The sequence below is a fragment of the Corallococcus sp. RDP092CA genome (assembly GCF_041903675.1).
Taxonomy (GTDB): domain Bacteria; phylum Myxococcota; class Myxococcia; order Myxococcales; family Myxococcaceae; genus Corallococcus.
In genome coordinates, this window is sequence record NZ_JAYESI010000022.1 from 92752 (window position 1) to 110354 (window position 17603).

The 17603-nt window shown below is 72.9% G+C and carries 11 protein-coding genes; 5 read left to right on the plus strand and 6 right to left on the minus strand.

Translation table 11 applies throughout. The features are described from left to right. Positions 1-37: 37 nt before the first annotated feature. The 4 genes from traB to U8525_RS22960 all read right to left on the minus strand — a co-directional run bounded on the left by traB (position 38) and on the right by U8525_RS22960 (position 6823). On the minus strand, positions 38-1651 hold the full coding sequence (gene traB / locus U8525_RS22945) for an outer membrane exchange protein TraB (protein ID WP_374268425.1): 1614 nt from the start codon (positions 1649-1651) through the stop codon (positions 38-40). After that, entirely contained in the window at positions 1648-3708 is a 2061-nt protein-coding gene (traA, locus tag U8525_RS22950; RefSeq protein ID WP_374268480.1) for an outer membrane exchange protein TraA, read from the minus strand. The genes traB and traA overlap by 4 nt, the downstream gene beginning before the upstream one ends. A gap of 211 nt (positions 3709-3919) precedes the next feature. Further along, entirely contained in the window at positions 3920-4984 is a 1065-nt protein-coding gene (locus U8525_RS22955; protein ID WP_374268426.1) for a hypothetical protein, read from the minus strand. A 72-nt stretch (positions 4985-5056) separates the two neighbouring features. Further along, positions 5057-6823 (minus strand): GTPase, encoded by a 1767-nt coding sequence (locus U8525_RS22960; RefSeq protein ID WP_374268427.1) that lies wholly within the window; start codon positions 6821-6823, stop codon positions 5057-5059. A gap of 104 nt (positions 6824-6927) precedes the next feature. Between U8525_RS22960 and U8525_RS22965 the strand changes: the two genes are divergently transcribed. Continuing rightward, positions 6928-8307, plus strand: coding sequence for a thioredoxin family protein (locus U8525_RS22965; RefSeq protein WP_374268428.1), 1380 nt, complete (start codon positions 6928-6930; stop codon positions 8305-8307). A gap of 48 nt (positions 8308-8355) precedes the next feature. Here the strand turns inward: U8525_RS22965 and U8525_RS22970 are convergent, their stop codons facing one another. Further along, entirely contained in the window at positions 8356-9507 is a 1152-nt protein-coding gene (locus U8525_RS22970) for a transcriptional regulator (RefSeq protein ID WP_374268429.1), read from the minus strand. Positions 9508-9549: 42 nt separating this feature from the next. Then, on the minus strand, positions 9550-10677 hold the full coding sequence (locus U8525_RS22975; protein WP_374268430.1) for a LuxR C-terminal-related transcriptional regulator: 1128 nt from the start codon (positions 10675-10677) through the stop codon (positions 9550-9552). A 390-nt stretch (positions 10678-11067) separates the two neighbouring features. On the opposite strand from U8525_RS22975, the gene U8525_RS22980 reads away from it, so the two are divergent. The 4 genes from U8525_RS22980 (at position 11068) to U8525_RS22995 (ending at position 17554) form a co-directional block, all read left to right on the plus strand. After that, a complete protein-coding gene (locus U8525_RS22980; RefSeq protein ID WP_374268431.1) occupies positions 11068-12243 on the plus strand; it encodes an alanine racemase in 1176 nt (391 codons plus the stop codon). A 4-nt stretch (positions 12244-12247) separates the two neighbouring features. Continuing rightward, complete coding sequence (locus tag U8525_RS22985; protein ID WP_374268432.1) at positions 12248-13609, plus strand: D-arabinono-1,4-lactone oxidase; 1362 nt, start codon at positions 12248-12250, stop codon at positions 13607-13609. Between the two features lie 181 nt (positions 13610-13790). Then, entirely contained in the window at positions 13791-14669 is an 879-nt protein-coding gene (locus tag U8525_RS22990; protein ID WP_374268433.1) for a hypothetical protein, read from the plus strand. Next, the gene (locus U8525_RS22995; protein ID WP_374268434.1) at positions 14666-17554 is read left to right on the plus strand and encodes a DUF4105 domain-containing protein; all 2889 of its coding nucleotides are present in this window, start codon (positions 14666-14668) and stop codon (positions 17552-17554) included. Before U8525_RS22990 ends, U8525_RS22995 begins: the two co-directional genes overlap by 4 nt. Positions 17555-17603 lie beyond the last annotated feature (49 nt).

The following is a 17603-nucleotide window of genomic DNA, read 5'->3' on the forward strand; positions in this document are numbered from 1 at the left end:
GCGCGGGCCCGCCCTGGCGCGGCGGGCCACGGAGTCCCTACGGCCTCTTCGCGGGCGGGGCGGGGCGCTTGCCGCCCTTCTTCTTGGGCGCGGCCCCCGCGTCATCCGGGCAGGGCGGGCGCGGCCCGTCGCTCGGCGGCTGGATGGTGAACTCGACGCGGCGGTTGAGGGCCATGCCCTCCTCCGTGGCGTTGTCGGCCAGGGGCATGCTGCGCCCGAAGCCCTGCGAGCACACGCGCTCCGCGGCGACACCGGTCTCGATGAGGAAGCGCTTCACGCTGGCGGCGCGGCGCCTGGACAGGTCCAGGTTGTACTGGTCGCTGGCGCGCGAGTCGGTGTGGCCCTCGATGAGGATGCGGTCCATCCGCGGGTTCTCCTGCATCACCCGCGCGACCTCCTCCAGCACGGGGAAGGACTCGGAGAGGATGACGTCCTGGTCGGTGGCGAAGTTCACCTGCTCCAGGATGACGATCTTGTTCCCCGACGTGCGCGCGAGCGGGCAGCCGTCGCGGCCGCGCTTGCCCTGCGGGACGTCCGGGCACTTGTCGATGCGGTCCACCACGCCGTCGGAGTCCGCGTCGGTGTCCGGGCAGCCGCCGTTCTCCACCGGGCCCGCGAGGTTGGGGCAGCGGTCGCGCTCGCCGATGACGCCGTCGTTGTCGGGGTCCACGGGCGGCGGGGGCGGCTCGGGTGGCTCCTTGAAGCGCTCGATGGCCTCCCACTCGCGCGTCTTGGCGGGCACCCAGAGGATGGACGTGAAGAAGCTCAGGTTCGGCGACGCCAGCGAGCAGCCGCAGCCCAGGCCGCCGCCGAAGGTGAAGGTGACGCCCAGCGAGCTGTACCAGCGCAGGCCGATGAGCAGCTCCGCGGGGATCTGCCGCTCCTGCCCCGGCGCCTTCTTGAGGCCGAACGCGCCGTTCACCATGCCCAGCGCGGTGATGCCGCTGCCGCGCAGGAGGGGCACCTCCGTGCCCAGGCCGAACGGAGCCATGTCCCCCAGCTCCACGTTGTTGAAGATGATGTCCGGCCGCTTCCAGAAGCCGCCGTTGAAGGCGAGGAGGATGCCGGACTCGAAGCGGTAGTCGAGCACCAGGCCCGGCGCCCAGGTCAGCTCGCCGTCACCGGCGAAGGCCTCCCGCACGCCGGTGGGGAAGCTGACGTTGAGCGTGAGCGAGGCGCCCCAGCCGTGGCCCTCCGCGGAGCGGCGCAGGCCGGGGATGGCCACCTTGCCCATGAGCCGCAGGTCGCCCAGGGCGAAGCTCTCCACGGGGCCTTCGGTGCCGATGACCTCCAGGTTCTGGCCGCCCTGGAGGAGCACGAGCGGCATGTCCACGCCCACTTCGGCCCAGTCGAAGAGGCCCACCGTGGCCATGACGTCCAGTTGGAGCCGGTTGCCCACGAGGCTGATGGAGCCCAGGTCGCCGTCCTTGGGGACGAGCGAGAGCGGGTTGATGGAGTAGCTGAGGTAGGGCCCGGCGGAGACGGACAGGTGGGACAGGGGCCGGGACTGGGTGACCATCACCAGGTCCTGCGGCGCGCCGGACGGGCGGAAGACCTGGATGTTGAAGCGCGGATCCGGCGCGGCGTGGGCGGCGGTGGACAGCGCGAGCGCCAGCAGCAGCGGGAGGAGCGGCGTGCGGGAGGGCTTCATCGGACGCGGCGGGCGGAGCGCAGGAAGAGGAAGCCCAGGGCGAGGGTGACCAGCATGGCGGCGCTGCCGGCGGGGGTGTCCTCGGCGGTGGTGCCGCAGCAGAAGGCGCCGCCCTGGGGCTCGGTGCCGGGCTTGCGGCGGCCGCGTTCGCACTGCTGGGTCTGGGCGGAGCAGAACTCGACGCCCAGGCAGTCGCCGCTGTCGGAGCAGGACTCGAGGCAGGTGTTGGTGGTGAGGTCGCAGGTGCCGCCGCAGGGGCAGTGGGCATCGGCGAAGCACTCGACGCACGCGGCGCCGTCGCATACGAGCCCCTCCGCGCACGTCACGGCGCACGCGCCGGTGTTGGAGCAGGTGCGGGTGGCGGGGTCGCAGGTGCCGCTGCCGCAGTCGGAGTCATTGACGCAGCCCACGCACACGCTGTTCTGGACGGTGCCGTCGGAGAGGCAGAACGGGGTCTCGCCGTCGCAGGCGTCACAGCGCGGGCCGCAGCGCTTGTCGGTGGTGCAGGAGCTGCATTCACCGCTGAGGCAGAACTGGCCGTCGCCGCACTCCAGGTCGTTGCGGCACTGGACGCAGACCTCGCCGTCGAGACAGAAGGGGCGCTCGCCGGGGCACTTGGAGCAGCCGGGGCCGCAGCGGTCGGAGGTGTTGCACTCCGGGATGGCGTCGACGCAGGCGCCGTTCAGGGTGTCGCAGCGCTGGCCGTTGGCGCACTGGCTGTCGGTGGTGCACTCGACGCAGGAGGGCGGAGCGCCGGGGGTGGGCGCGGCGCACTGGGTGCCCTTGGGGCAGCAGTTGCAGGAGTTGCCGGCGCAGGCGTCCTGGGTGTTGCAGGGCGTGCAGACGTGGTTGGAGCACGACTCGCCGCGGTCGCATTGGGCGTCGTCGTTGCACTCGACGCAGGTGTTGGCGGTGAGGTCGCAGACCTGGCTGCCGGGGCACTCCGCGTCGGAGGTGCACTGGACGCAGGTGAAGTTCTCCTCGTCGCAGACCTGGCCGGAGCCGCAGTCGGAGTCGCGGACGCAGCCGGTGCAGACGTGGGTGGTGGTGTCGCAGCGGCCGGTGGCGCAGTCGCTGTTCTGGGTGCACTGGACGCAGGTGAACTGGCCGCTGACCTGGGCGCAGATGGGCGCGGTGGGGCCGCACGGAGAACACGTGTCGCCGCACAGGAGGTTCGTGTCACAGGGCGCGCAGAGCGCAGCGGAGTTGCAGTAGTAGGACGGACCGCAACTGCCGTTGCCGGGCTGGTTCGCGAACTGCCGGTTGCACTGGACGCACTGATCCAGGTTGTCAGGGAATGACGGTCGGCCGGTTTCCGTCTGGAACAGCCGAGTGGGCTGGACCAGTGAGAAGCTAGTGGTGCCGGTGGTGTTGTAGAGCGGGACGACTGGCGGCTGGTTCGCGGGCCGGTCGAAGTCCGTGAACGACCCGTCCAGGATGGCGAACTCCAGCGCGGAGTGCTCCACGATCTGCACGTAGAGCAACTCAAGAGGATAGAGCCCGGACTGGGTGAAGGTGACGGAGTTGGTGGTACGTCGTGTTGGCGCCCCGATTTCCGGCGGGCGGATGATGACGTCGTAGCGCTTGCTGGTCTTGTCGAACAGCACGAGGCTGATCGCGTCGTCGGCGTAGAAGCCGAAGTGCAGGACCCGTCCAACCATGTCCGGGGTGACGTTCAGGTAGCCGCGAAAGCGAGAGACGAACCGGGTGTTCGGATCGTTGTAGTGGAAGGGGCAGCCACCCTGGGCACATCCCGAGACCTCGTTGACGAAGTCGCCGTAACTCAGGATTCGACCATCGTTCAGGTTGTTCGACAGGTCGAACGCGGAGCGCAGCACGGAGGTCATGCGCGTTCCGCTGTTCTCCTCCATGTATGCGTTCAGGCTCTCCGTGTAGAGCGATTGGCTCTGCGGAAACTCATTCGCGGTGCGCGTCCACACGTTGGACGCCATGCAAATCCCTGTACCGGGTTCAGTGGGAGAGGGCGCCGCAGGGGCTCCCGTCACCACCACATCCGGCAGCTTCTGCGCGACGACGGACGTGCTCGCGAGGCACATCGCGAGCAGGAACAGCGCGGCGGTCGCGTGGAGGGAGAAGGGAGCAGTGCGCAAAACGCGCACAGCCTTTCAGATCTGGTTGACGTTCTCAACCTTCCGCCCGCGTCTCAAAACCCCGTGCCGCATGCGACCTCCAGGGTCCTCCATTCCTCTGGGCCGCAAGCAATCCGGACAGCACGCAAAACCGGAACCCATCCGCGTGCCGGAAGCGTCACGCGCGACGGCAGGCGACGTCCCCATCCTGCGAGCGGATGAACGCCGCGGCGAGCTCGGTGCCCAGGGCCGCGCACAGCACCTCGTACGTCCGCCGCCGCGCCCCGCCGTAGAAGCCCGGCTGCCGGGTCAGGGTCTCCGGGTGACGCACGAAGACGTTGTACCCGAGGATGCACCCATCCGCGCGCAGCACGGTGATGCCGTCGGTGGCCATCATGCCGCGCAGGAGCTGCGCGGTCGCACGCACCGCCGACGCCACGCTGTCGTCCTGGGTCGCGTGGTGACGATCCAGCAGCGCCACCACGTCCATGGGCCGGGGCAACAGGATGCCGTCCACGAACAGCGCCGAGCCCGCGCGCTCCCGGGGCAGCACCGCCACCAGTGTGCCGTGCGAGGACTGCATCACCTCGAAGAGCACCCGCCGGAAGAAGCCCCGCGCGTGCTCACGGCTGGAGGGCAGGACCTGCTCGGTCACCGCGCTCGCCAGGGCGTCCAGCACCACCGAGGGGGGCTCCAGATCGATACGCGCGCCGGACAGGTACACGTGCCGGCACAGGTCCCCACAGCCGCGCAGCTCGATGATGTTGTCCGCGAGCTGCAACACGCCCACCACGCGCGCGCCCCGGTCCGGCGCGTGCCGCAGGCGCTCCAGGGGCGTCTCCGCCAGGGGGAACGGATCCGTGCGGAAGATGCCGTAGGAGAGGCCCGCCGGCTCACGCAGCAGGTACAGCGCCCACCAGCGCCCCTGGCCCAGGGGCGCGCACTGCTTGAGCGCGCGCTGGATGGTGGCGCGGTTGCGCGGCCCCACGCCGATGGGGATCGGATCATGTCCGCCCAGCAGCTCCATCATCGTGCCCAGGTCGTCCCCCAGGAACGCGGTGGGGAACAGCAGCGCGCCCTCCTCGCGGTAGCGCGACAGCGTCACCAGCAGCTCGCTGAGGGCGTCCGCCGTCTGCGGACACGTCATGTCCGCCTCGTCGAGGAACGCACTGACGGACTCGGTCAGCAGGTGACGGAACGACAGGATGGGAGGTGAACCCGCTTCCGGGCCCGGACCGGTCATGGCGGACCCAGCATGGCGCATCGGCGGCGGCGAGGCACGAAGTCTCGCCGCCCTCCCGGAGGCTGGGACGTGTCAGGCGGCCGCCGCCTGCTCCGCCGCCCGCCGCGCCGACTCCAGGGTGGAGGCGGTGCGCAGCCAGCCCTCCGCCTGGGCGTCGAGGTGGGACAGGAGCTCCGCGAAGAACCGGGTCTCCAGCGCCTGCGCCAGCGTGGCCCCGTGCGCGTCCGCCCACTTGCGCGTCACCGTCGCGCGCACCTGGGCGCCCAGCAGGTCCACGAAGCGCTCCAGGAGCGGCGTGGACAGGAGCGTCCCCGCCCACACCACCGCGTCATGGCCCAGGCCGCCGGTGGCCACCGTCACCACCGCCGCCGCCCCGGACGGCACCGAGTACACCAGGGTGGTGAGCGCCTGGAGCAGCTCCTCGCGCATGCCGCCCTGCAGCTCGCTGCCCACCAACTGGCGGCAGAAGTCATACAGCGTCGCCCGGTCCGCCGCGTGCGCGTGCAGCGCGCCCAGGTCCAGCGGCGCATCCAGGCGGCCGAGCATCGCGGGGCCGAAGGCCCGCGCCAGCTTCTCCTGGGTCTCCGCGTCACCGCGCCACGCGGCCACCTCCGGCGCGAAGGCGTCCACCAGCCTGCGCAGCCCGTCCTTCAGCGACGCATCCACCGCCTGCGTGGGCAGCGCCTCCTGGGGCCGGGGGCCGGTGAAGGAGTCGCGCACCTTGCGGCTCACGAACGTGAGCGCCGTGGCCAGCCCGCGGAACGGCAGGCGCACGAAGCGGTGGAAGGTGCTGCGCGCGTCCAGCTCGTCGCGGAACGCGTCCACGAGCACGTCCGCGGGCACGGCCTTCAGCGCCGCCTGCGCGCCAATGCCTCGCAGGTCGTGCCGCAGCCGCTGCCGCAGCCGCTCCGGCTCACGGGCCGCGCGGGTCGCCGCTTGCGCCACCGCGTCCAGCTCCGAGCGCGCATCCGACAGCGAGGCCTCCAGCGCCCGCGCCTTCAGCTCGCGCGCGTGCTCGGCCTGTCCCAGCAGCGCGGCGAGCGGCGGCCGTCCATCCAGCGCCTCCGTGGCCAGCGGCTTCAGCCCCGCCTCCACGTCCGGCTGATGCGGCGCCAGGTAGCGGGCCATCGGCGGGTGGCCCACGTCCTGGGCCAGCTTGTCCAGGTGGCCGCGCGCCACGTCCTCGCGCGTGGCCTCGTTGTAGACGAGCAGGTACGGCTTGCCGTGGCCCACCGCCGCGCGCAGGAAGTCCACCAGCGCCGCGTTCTGGTACGTCTGCCGGCTCACCACGAACACCAGCACGTCCACCGTGACGAGCAGCGCCTCGGCCCGCTCGCGGTTGTCGCGGTACACGCTGTCGAAGTCCGGCGTGTCCATCACCAGCAGCCCGCGCGGCACCACGCCCGACAACACCAGGTACAGCCGGCCCGCGGGCCCGGGCTCGTCCACCGGCGCCACCGCGCCGTCAGCCACCGGGACGATGTCGTAGCGCTGGGTGAGCATGTCCTTCAGCGCGCCCGTCCACGTCTCCGGGTTCGCCGCGGCCAGGCACTGCTTGGTGAGGCCGCCTTCGGGGCGCGCGGGCGACAGGGGCGCCTTCGCCAGCGCGTTGAAGAGCGTGGACTTCCCGACGTTGTTGGGCCCGGCGATGGCCACGAGGAGCAGCGGGGCGTCCTCGGCGCCGGAGCCCAGGCGGGGCAGCAGGTCGCGGCGCAGGCGCTCGGCCAGGCGGCGGGCCACGTCGGCGTCGCCTCCGTCGGGGAAGCGCTCGGAGGCGGGCAGGGCGTCCAGGGCGGACGCGAGGGCGGTGCGCAGGGCGCGAGGGTCCTTCAGGGGCATAGGGGCCAGGCGCAGGACATCACGCGCGCCGCGTGGTGCCCAGACAAGTGTGCGCGCTCTGTCCACCGGGGACACCCCTGGAGAGGCGCGATAGGGTGCGCCGCATGCGCTCCCTCCTCGCCTGTCTGCTCCTGTCGGGGTCCGTCGCCTGCACGGCCACGAACGCCAACGCGCCGGCGCCCGCGTCCGCCGGGACCCACGCCGAAGGCCCGCTGCCCTTCATCCCGGACGACTACGCCCGCGCGCTCGCGGACGCGAAGGCGAAGGGCGTGCCCCTGTTCGTCGACACCTGGGCGCCGTGGTGCCACACCTGCCGCTCCATGCGCGCGTATGTCTTCACGGACCAGGCGCTGGCGAAGCACGCGGACCGCTTCGTGTGGCTGGAGCTCAACACCGACCTGACCCAGAACGCGGCGTTCCAGGAGAAGTACCCGGTGGAGTTCTGGCCCACCTTCTTCATCATCGACCCGCGCGAGGAGAAGGCCCTGCTGCGCTTCGCCGGCAGCGCGACGGTGCCGCAGCTGGAGCGCCTCTTCGAGGACGGTGAGCGCGCCTACCAGGGCGGCGCCACCGGCGCGGACGCGCTGCTCGCCCGGGGCGATGCCCTCTACGGCGAGCGCAAGCCCGCGGAGGCCGCGGAGGCCCTGTCGCTCGCGCTCGCGGAGGCCCCCGCGGACTGGTCCCGCCGGGGCCGCGCGCTGGAGTCGCTGCTGATGGCGCAGTACGGGGCGAAGCAGTACGTGCCCTGCGCGCGGAAGGCGGTGGCGGAGCTGCCGACGGTGCCGCGCTCGCTCCACCAGGCCAACAGCGTCCTCAACGGGCTCACCTGCGCGCTGGCCATCCCCGAGGGCGCGCCCGAGGCGGCGGAGCTGCGGCACACGCTGGAGGCGAAAGCGCGCGAGGTGCTGGCGCCGCCCGCCATCGAGATGGAGGCGGATGACCGCTCCGGCCTGTACGAGGTGCTGGTGGAGGCCCGGAAGCAGGACAAGGACACCGAGGGCGCGAAGCAGGTGGCCCAGCAGTGGCTGACGTACCTGGAGGGCGAGGCCGCGAAGGCGCCGAACCCCGAGGCGCGCAGCGTGTTCGACTCGCACCGCATGCTCGCGGCGATGACGCTGGAGCAGCCGCAGCGGGCCATCCCCGCGCTGGAGCAGAGCGAGAAGGACCTGCCCCAGGACTACAACCCGCCCGCGCGGCTCGCCACGCTGTACCGCCTGTCGGGCCGGCTCGACGACGCGCTCGCCGCGAGCGACCGGGCCCTGGCGCGGGTGCGGGGATCGCGGCGGCTGGCCGTGCTCTCCGGCCGCGCGGACATCCAGGTCGCGCGCAAGGACACCGCGGGCGCGGTGAAGACGCTGGAGGAGGCGCTGGCCTTCGCGAAGACGCTGCCCGCGGCGCAGGTGTCCGCGCGTCAGGTGGAGGCGCTGGAGAAGAAGCTCGCCGGCCTCCAGTCGCCCGCCGCCGCTCCGGGCGCGGCGCCGTAGCGGGGCACCCGCCTTCGCGCGCGCCTCGGATGGGGCACGCGCGGGGGTTCACGGCGCTCGCTTCACCGCGCGCCGCGCCTCCAGGTCGAACAGCTCGAAGTCCTCCGCGCGGCCCTCGCGCATGGCGCCGTCGGTGAACACCATCACCGCCTCGCCCGGGCCCGTCACTGGCGGCGGGCCGTGCGCGTAGTCCACGCGCGCCCCGTCCGTCACCAGATGGCGCAACACCCCGTCGCGCGCGGGCCCCGGAGCGGACACCAGCTCCCGCACCCGCTTGTCCCGCGTATGGCCCACCACCTGGACCAGCCCGCGCGGCAGGTCCCGGGGATCGAACCTGCGCCGGGGCGTCCCCCGCACGCGCTCCGCGTCGTCTGCCTGGAGGCTGGGCCGCTGGTAGAAGATGCCCAGCCCTTCGCCATCCTTCGCGTTGCCCGGATGGTGCAGCCCCGGCAGCACGAGCGGCCCGCCCTTCCACGCGTCCACCGCCCGGTCCATCACGCCGTTGAGCGCCTCGGCCACCGCGCGCGCCTCCGCCCACCTCGCGGGCTCCAGCCCCACGACCCGCAGGTCCTCACGCGTGACGCCCGCGTGCAGCACCAGCAGCGAGTCTCCTGCCGCGTGCGCCACCCGGAAGCGCCGTGCGCGCAGCAGGTGCTCCACCCACGCGCGCTGCTCCTCGGTCCAGGTGCTGAAGTCCCGCGCCGCCAGCTCCGCGCTCGGCAGCCCGGGCCAGCGCTGGAGGAAGGCCCGCTCCGCCGCCGCGTCGGTGGCGTCCCCCGCGTAGACCCGGTCCGCGTCCGCCTGCGCGGCGCGGAAGGTCGCGTCGGTGAAGTCCGCCAGCTCCCCCACGCGCCCCAGGTCGTGGTTGCCCAGGAGCATCACCGCCTGGTCCGCCGGGTGGGACGCGAGCCACGCCACCAGCCGGAGCGCGCTCCGGGCCACGCGCTCCCGGTCCGCCGCGGGGCCCCAGTCGAAGTGGTCGCCCACGGACACCAGGCACACGTCCGAGCGCAGCCCGCCCTCTCCGTCCAGCAGCCCCTTCAGCCAGAGGATGGACAGCACCCGGTCGAAGTCCGCCTGCGGGTCCCCCATCGCCACGTGCAGCGTGCGGCGCCGGCCCTCCGCCGCGACCGCGTGCGGCCCCTTCGCCACCGCCGCGTCCGCGCGAGCCAGCGCCTTCCTCAAGAGCGCGTCGTCCATCCCTCCATCCTAGTCACGTCCCGGCCGTCACCCACCGGCCCTTCAGGACTGGAAGAAGCGGGAGATGAGCGCGGAGCGGCTCTCCACCTGGGCCTTGTTCAGCAGGTGCGTGACGTGCACCTCCACCGTGCGCTCGGCGCAGCCCAGGTGCAGGGCAATGGCCTTGTTCGTCTCGCCCTGCACCACGTGCTCCAGCACCTGCGCCTCGCGCGCGGTGAGCCCCCAGCGCTGGGTCAGCACCGGCAGGCGCGAGGTCGGATCCATCGGCGGCCCGGGGTCCAGCACCAGGTAGTGGTCCGGCAGCCCTTGCGTGCGCAGCGGCCCGGAGGAGAACAGCGGCCCCGTGCCCGGCGGGCTCCGCAGACACTCGCGCACCTGCGCCGCCAGCGCCTGGGCGTCCTGCTCCCACCGCGCCTGGCCCGCCTTGTTCGCGTGCATCACCCGGCCGCTGAACGTGACGACCCACGCGGGCCGCCCCAGCACCTCCAGCGCCGCGCCCAGGGCCGGCCCCAGCAGGCCCGCCTCGCGCAGCCGCCGGTCCATGGCCATCCGCCGCTGGATGGCCGGCGTCAGCGCCTGCAACAGCCGCTGCTCCCGCTCCGTGAAGGGCTCGGTCCGGAAGGCGCCCACCCAGCCCAGCATCATGTCGCCCTCGCACACCAGCACCCGCAGCTGCGCCAGCGGCTCCAATCCCAATTGCCGATAGAGATTGGCGGGGGAGCCCGCCAGGTACGTCCGCCCGTGCTCCCACTCCGCCTCGCTCAACCCCAGACGCTCCCACAGCGGCCCCTCGCCCTCGCCGGTGATGGGCAGGGCCCGCAGCGGCTCCGAGAGCCCCAGCGGCGAGAAGCGCATCGCCCGGTTGCGCTGGGCCAGGGGCGGCCGCGCGGGATCGAAATAGCCGAAGCAGGTCCCCGCCGGCGGCAGCGACGCGTCGAACATCTCTGACAGGACCGAGGGCGGCTGCGGGAAGCCCACGCCGTGCACGAACGCCGTGTGATAGCGGTCCGGGCCCACGTCCACGCCGTAGGCCGCCGTCCGCTCCGCGCGCAGGGCGCTCCGGAGCGCGGTGAGGACCGTCGGCAGGGCCTCGGAGCCAGGCTCCAACCCCTCCAGCAGGCCCTCCAGCTCCTGCAAGAGGCGTTGGTCCTCGGAAATCAAATCAATCACGGTTTACTTACTATAGCCGCTGGGGCCAATTGGAAGACTTGTAAGGTCGGAATGGGAATCAGCGCCTCTTCCGCCTGTCCAGGTGGGAAGTGATTCCCAGACCCCCGAGTCGTTTAAGACTCGCGTGATTTCCTCAATAGAAATGACTTTCGGCTGACGGCACCATGGCATTCCGTGCCCTTCCGGGGGGGTGGGCCGACCCTAGGAGTCGAAGAAACCGCGTGTGCGCGCGCCGGGCGTTCCCCCAGGAATGTCCGGCGCGCTGCCCCTTTTCTGGCGCCTCCCGCCCCACCTGTCCACCACCCCACGGGCCCGGTGCCGCGACGCCCCCGCCGTGACGGGGCGCGGCGATGATGGCCGCGCCTGTCGTCCCCGCCCGGAGGCCCTGAGATGCCGCGTGATTACGCCTACTACGCCCGGGCGCTGGAGGGACGGCGGCTGCCGCTGGCCTTCGCGGACCTGGACCTGCTGGGCGAGAACGCGGCGGCGCTGCTGCGGCGCGCGGGGGGCCTGCCGGTGCGGGTGGCCACCAAGTCGGTGCGGTGCGTGTCGTTGCTGCGGCGCGTGCTCGACGAGCACCCCGGCTTCCAGGGCCTCATGTGCTTCAGCGCCGACGAAGCCGTGCGCCTGCGCGAGCGCGGCTTTAGCGACCTGCTCATGGGCTACCCCGTCGTGGATGCCGAGGCCCTGGCGGACCTCTGCCGTCCGCCGGCGCCCGTGACGCTGATGGTCGACTCGGTGGAGCACGTGGCGCTCGCCGCCCGGGCTGCCCGGCGGCACGGCGCGCGTGCGCCGCTGTGCCTGGACGTGGACCTGTCCGTGGACCTGCCGGGCCTGCGCTTCGGGGTGCACCGCTCGCCGGTGCGCTCGCCGGAGGACGCGCTGAGGGTGGCGAGGCGCATCGCGGCGGAAGAAGACGCCGCGTTCCTGGCGGGCGTCATGGGCTACGAGGCGCAGCTCGCGGGCGTGCCGGACGCGGCGCCGCGCACGGGGGCGAAGAACGTGGTCATCCGGGCGCTCAAGCGGGGCTCGGTGGGCCGCGTGCACGCGCGCCGGCAGGCGGTGGTGGCGGCGCTGAAGGTCGCGGGCTTCGCGCCGCGCTTCGTGAACGGCGGTGGCACCGGCAGCCTGGAGTCCACGCGCCAGGACGCGAGCGTCACCGAGCTCACCGCGGGCAGCGGCCTGTACTCGCCCGCGCTCTTCGACGGCTATCGCGGCTTCCACCACCAGCCCGCGGTGGCGTTCGCCATCCCCGTCACGCGGCGTCCGGGCCCGGGCGTCTTCACGCTCCAGGGCGGGGGCTACGTGGCCTCTGGCGCGGCGGGCGCGGACAAGCTGCCCGCGCCCTACCTGCCCGAGGGCGCCAGGCTCCTCCCGCTGGAGGGCGCGGGCGAGGTGCAGACGCCCATCGCGTACACGGGCCCGGTGCCGCTGCCCCTGGGCGCGCCGGTGTTCTTCCGGCACGCGAAGGCGGGCGAGGTGTGCGAGCACTTCCGCACGCTGCTGCTCATCTCGGAGGGCCGCGTCGTGGAAGAGGTCCCGACCTACCGGGGTGAATGGGGGTGACGGCATGACGACCGAGGCGGTGAAGGCGAAGACGTGGCGCAACTGGTCCGGCGCGGTGGTGGCCCACCCGTCCGGCTTCCTCCAGCCGGAGTCCGTGGACGCGCTGAAGGCCGCGCTCCGCGAGGCCAGCGCCCAGGGGCGCACCGTGCGCGTGGTGGGCAGCGGCCACTCGTTCCCGCCGCTGTGCGCGACGGACGAGACGATGGTGTCGCTCGAAGCGCTGCGGGGCCTGGAGTCCGTGGACGAGGGCGCGCGCGAGGCCGTGGTGTGGGCGGGCACGAACCTGCGCGAGCTGGGGACGCTGCTCGCGTCGCACGGGCTCGCGATGGAGAACCTGGGCGACATCAACAAGCAGTCGCTGGGCGGCGCGCTGGGCACGGGCACGCACGGCACGGGCGTGGAGCTGGGCATCCTCTCCACGCAGGCGGCGGCGATGACGCTCGTCACGGCGAGCGGTGACGAGGTGACGTGCTCGGAGGACGCGTCGCCGGAGCTGCTCCAGGCCGCGCGGGTGTCCCTGGGCGCGCTGGGCGTGGTGACGCGGGTGCGGCTGCGCTTGCTGCCCGCGTACCGGCTGCGGCTGACGCGTCGGAACCTGGGGCTGGAGGAGTGCCTCGCGGGGCTGGACGAAGCGCGGGCGCGCCACCGGCACTACGAGTTCTTCTGGTTCCCGCACTCCGACCGCGTGATGACCAAGGCCATGGACCTCACGGACGAGACCCCGCACGGGGTGGGCGTGGGGCGCTGGTTCAGCGAGATGGTGATGGAGAACGCCGTCTTTGGCGCGGTGAGCCGCGCGTGCCGCCTGCGGCCGGCGTGGTGCGCGCCGGTGAGCCGGCTGTCGGCGAAGCTGGCGTCGGAGGGGGTGCTGGCGGGGCAGAGCCACGCGCTGTTCGCCACGCCGCGGCTCGTGCGCTTCCAGGAGATGGAATACGCCGTGCCGGTGGAGCGCGGGCCGGACTGCCTGCGCGAGCTGTCCGGGTACATCACGCGCGAGCACCTGCCCGTGCACTTCCCCGTGGAGTACCGCTTCGTGCGCGGCGACGACGTGTTCCTCAGCCCGGCGAACGGCGGGGACCGCGCGTTCATCGCGGTGCATCAATACCGGGGCATGCCGCTGGAGCCCTACTTCTCCGGCGCGGAGGCCATCTTCCGCAACCACGGCGGCCGGCCGCACTGGGGCAAGCTGCACACGCAGACGGCGGAGACGCTGAAACACCTGTATCCGCGCTGGGACGACTTCCAGCGCGTGCGCGAGCAGCTGGACCCGGAGGGGCGCTTCCTCAATCCCTATCTGAGACGTCTCTTCCTGGAGGAGGGCGCCCGTCGCCCGGGGAGGGAACCCGGAAGCGCGAGGCTCGCGTAGCCCCACCCGCCGTGGAGCGAGGGGCGCGAAGTCCTTGACGCACCCTGGGACCGGGTTTTCGCGCCGTATCGCGTCAGACGATCCACCAACCTCTCGATAATGCACAATCCAACGCCCGGCATGCGGTTGGCTAGGGCGTGGGTTGGCGCCAGGCCCGGTGGCGCCTTGTCGAGGGGGATGGATGCGGACGAAGCCTTCCTGGAAGCGCGTGGTGACGGCGTCGATGCTGGTGTTCGCCGTGGGGTGTCGCACGCCCTCCGCGGGCCTGCGGGCCGCGGATGCGTCGGACTCGGGCAACTCCAGCCAGTCGGACTCGGGCAACTCCAGCGGTGGAGATTCGAGCCAGTCCGGCTCCGACGGCTCCAGCGACGAGGGCTCCAGCGAGTCGGGCTCGGGCGAGTCCAGCGACTCCGACTCGGGCAACTCCAGCCACGGGGACTTGAGTCAGACGGACTCGAACGACTCCTCGGGCGCCAGCGACCACAGCACGGGAGAAGGGGACTCCAGCCACTCCGGCTCCAGCGAGCACAGCGACTCGGGCACCAGCGAGTCGAACCAGGTGGACCAGGGCGACGACTCGCGCACGCGCAGCGAGAGCAGCAATGGCCGGGAGAACCAGCTCCTATCGACGGCCACGGTGGCGCTGACGGTGATGGGCCTCGGCATCGTCATCTGGCAGTCCTACGAGCACTCGGCGCGGCGCAAGGGCAAGCGGCCCTCGCCCAGGGAGGTGGGGCAGGCGGCCCAGGTGTACCTGCGGGCCCGCACGCACCAGCTGCGCGAGGACCTGGCGCTGGGCGCCGGCCCGACGGTGGAAGACCTGGCGCAGGCGGCGCGCATCCGCCGGGAGAACCTGGAGGTCTTCGGCAGGCTGCTGCGCGCGCACCGCCAGGAGCTGCTGAGCATGGCGGACGCGAGGAGGCTGACGCCCGAGCGCGCCCGCGCCTGGCTGGAGCGGGTGGGCGCGCTGGCGCGCACCGAGCCCCGGCTCGAAGAGGACCGGCGGGCGTTCCTCCAGGAGCAGGAAGGGGCGACCCAAGCGGCCGAGGCCCTTCAGTGAAGCCCCGCCCAGCCTGGGCGGGGTTGCTGACGGTGCTGCTGCTCTGCGTGAGCGCGCGGGCACACGCGCGGGGACAGGACGCGGCGCTCCTCGAAGAACCCCCAGGCCACCTCGCGGTGCCCGCGTTCTTGAGGGGCGTGTCCCCGGAGGTCGCCCTGGCCTCGCGGGTCGCGGCCCTGGAGGCCACGGCGGGCATCCTCCTGCGCGGCGCCGCGGCGCGGGATGCCGCGCTGGTCTCGGACGTGGAGGCGGGCCTCGCCGCCCTGCCTCCCGCGATGCGCCGTCCGCCGGGGGGCAAGCTGGAGTTGGTGCTCCACCCGGAGCCCGCGCCCCTGGGCCTGGGCGACGGCACGAAGGCCCGTCCCGACTGGTCGGAGTCCCGCGAGCAGTTCCACCTCTACCGCTACGCCCCGTCCGAGGAGCGCCGGGCCACGCTGCGGCTGTCACGGCTCACCGACCCGGAGGCCGAGCACCTGTGGCGCCGCCGCGCCGTGGTGCACGCCGTGATGCAGCGCTGGGACGACGCGCGCGGCTGGAGCAAGCGTCCCCAGTGGCGCAGGTTGGACGGATGGCTGCTCCCCTTCGACCGGCCCCTCACGTGGAGGGAGTCCGCGAGCATCACCTACGCGGGCGCCTTCAGCCGCGCCCGGGGCCAGGTCAGCGCGTCGTTGGACCTGGTCACGTTCGCGGAGGAGCTGTTCGTCCCCGTGGAGTCCCTGCGCCCGGAGGCGTTGCCCGTGGATGATCAGGTGCGCTGCCAGGAGTTCTCCAAGGCGCGCGCCCTGTCGGAGCTCATCGCGGAAGCGCGCCTGGGCACGCTGCCCGCGAGGGGCGACTGCCCGGCCTTCGACGCCTGGGCGGAGGCGGACGCGCTCTCCCACCTGGAGGTCCTGCTCGTCGCGGCCTCGGGCCGCCAGCCCCAGTCCCTCTTCGGCCACCTCCTCCTGCGCCCGGTCTGGCGCGAAGGCGCCAGGGTGCAGGGCCCGGGCTTCGAGCGCGTCGTGCAGCTCGTGGCGCTCACCGGCATGGAGGAGAAGGGCCTGGGCTACCTGATGAAGGGCATGACGGGCGGCTACAGCACCGTCTTCCTCACGGGCACCCTGGGCGACATCACCCACGAGTCGCTGGAGCTGGAGCAGCGCACCATCCGCCGCTTCCGGCTGAACCTCACGCCCGGCGAGTCCCAGCGCATGCTGGAGCGCATCTGGGAGCTCGAGCGTCGCGGCTACCTGGGCTACTACTTCTTCACCGACAACTGCGCCGCCGCGCTCCTCTTCCTCCTCAACGGCTCGCTGGAGGACGGCAGACACGTGAGCGCCCCCGGCACGCTGTGGGTCCTGCCCACCGCCACGTTGGACACGCTCGCGAAGACGAGCGTCGTGGACGCCCGGGGCCGCACGGTGCCGCTCCTGGAGCACCTGCCAGACGCCTTCGAGTCCACCGGTGACCGCGCCCGGCGCGCGCTCGTGGAAGAGGAGCGGCTGCTCACGACGCTGGCCTCCCTGCTGCCGGCCGCTGCCCTCGCGCCCCTGCACCACGTGCACCGCCAGCTCCAGTCCCCCGAGCCCGACGTCCGCCGGCGGGCCTACGAGCACCTGCCCCAGGCCGTGATGACGGCGCTCGATGCCGCCGCGCCACCCGAACAAGCCAACGCGCGCGAAGCCCTGCACGCCTACGTGGCGCACGCGGTTCGGGTGGAGCGCGCGGCGGTGGATCAAGCCGAGGAGGAGAAGCTCTCCATCGAACGTGAGCGCCTCGTCGCCGTCGACCTCAAGGGGGAGGGGGGCGCCACGCAGGGGGCTCGGGAACGTCAGCGCCTCTTCGAGCGCGAGGACGCCATGCAGCGGAAGCTCGCGGTGCTCGACCGCACGGCCCTGCTCCAGCAGGCCCTGGACACCGCCACCAAGCGCCTGCCCACGCCGGACGAGCTCAAGGCCCTGGTCCGGGCGGAGCGCACCGAAGCCGCCTTCGCCGCGGCCACGGAGGCGCAGGGCACGCTGAACGAGGGTCCGTTCGCGGGCGTGGATCCGCGCGCCTTCCTCGCGCGGGACCATCAACGGAAGGTGGAGGCGGAGACCACCTGGGCCCGGGGCGCGCTGCGCGAATCCGGCGCGGCCCGCATGGTGGTGAGCGGCGGCATGGACTTCCCGGAGGTGGGGGCCGCGCGGCCGGTGGTGAGCCTGCGCACCTCCGCGATGAACGAGGCCCTGGGCGACGCGCGCCTGCACGGCTTCCAGTCCAGCAGCGAGCTGCGCGTGCTGGACGGAGAGCTCTCGGTGGAGCCCCGCTGGGGCGTGCCGCGCATCATCGGGTCGCGCCTGACGTTGGTGGGCTACCGCACGCTGCTGCCCGAGTTGCCCCAGCAGCAGCGGTCGCTCTCCGACGCGCTGGGCTGGGGCGCGGAGGCGAGGATGTCCACGGACCTCGACCGCCCGCTGCCCTACCGCGCGACGATGGAGGCGGAGGCGCTGGGCGTGGTGTCGGCCTCGGAGCGCTTCGACACCTTCCTGGCGGTGGGGTTGGGCGCCCAGGCTGCGATGGCCTGGAGCCGGGGGGAGACGGTCCCGACCGTCGGGCCCCGGCTGTCACTGGCCCATCGCACGGGCCTGCCCGGACCGGGAAACAGCGCGCTGCGCCTGGAGGCCACCTACGTGCCCTCGTGGCGCATGGGCATCACGCCGGGCTTCACGCACGAGGCGGACGCGACGCTCCAGGTGGAGTGGTACCTGGGGCGGGTCGCCCGCTGGAGCGTGCTGCTCACTCCTCGCGCCCAGGTTCACTGGGAGGGGACACTCGCGTCGTGGGCAGGTCCCGGGAGAAGTCTCGCGAGCCTTCCGGAAGGGCTGGCGCGACATCGCCTTGCGCTAGGAGTGGAGCTCCGCTGACGCCCGTCGGGTACGCGTAGCCGACGGGGATCTCCCCGCTGAACATCGG

Bases quoted from the DNA above. Each gene is read 5' to 3' on its own strand.
- U8525_RS22980 (WP_374268431.1), top strand. From the start codon at position 11,068: ATGCCGCGTGATTACGCCTACTACGCCCGGGCGCTGGAGGGACGGCGG.
- traB (WP_374268425.1), bottom strand. From the start codon at position 1,651: ATGAAGCCCTCCCGCACGCCGCTCCTCCCGCTGCTGCTGGCGCTCGCG.
- U8525_RS22970 (WP_374268429.1), bottom strand. From the start codon at position 9,507: ATGGACGACGCGCTCTTGAGGAAGGCGCTGGCTCGCGCGGACGCGGCG.
- U8525_RS22965 (WP_374268428.1), top strand. From the start codon at position 6,928: ATGCGCTCCCTCCTCGCCTGTCTGCTCCTGTCGGGGTCCGTCGCCTGC.
- U8525_RS22960 (WP_374268427.1), bottom strand. From the start codon at position 6,823: ATGCCCCTGAAGGACCCTCGCGCCCTGCGCACCGCCCTCGCGTCCGCC.
- U8525_RS22990 (WP_374268433.1), top strand. From the start codon at position 13,791: ATGCGGACGAAGCCTTCCTGGAAGCGCGTGGTGACGGCGTCGATGCTG.
- traA (WP_374268480.1), bottom strand. From the start codon at position 3,708: ATGTGCCTCGCGAGCACGTCCGTCGTCGCGCAGAAGCTGCCGGATGTG.
- U8525_RS22955 (WP_374268426.1), bottom strand. From the start codon at position 4,984: ATGACCGGTCCGGGCCCGGAAGCGGGTTCACCTCCCATCCTGTCGTTC.
- U8525_RS22985 (WP_374268432.1), top strand. From the start codon at position 12,248: ATGACGACCGAGGCGGTGAAGGCGAAGACGTGGCGCAACTGGTCCGGC.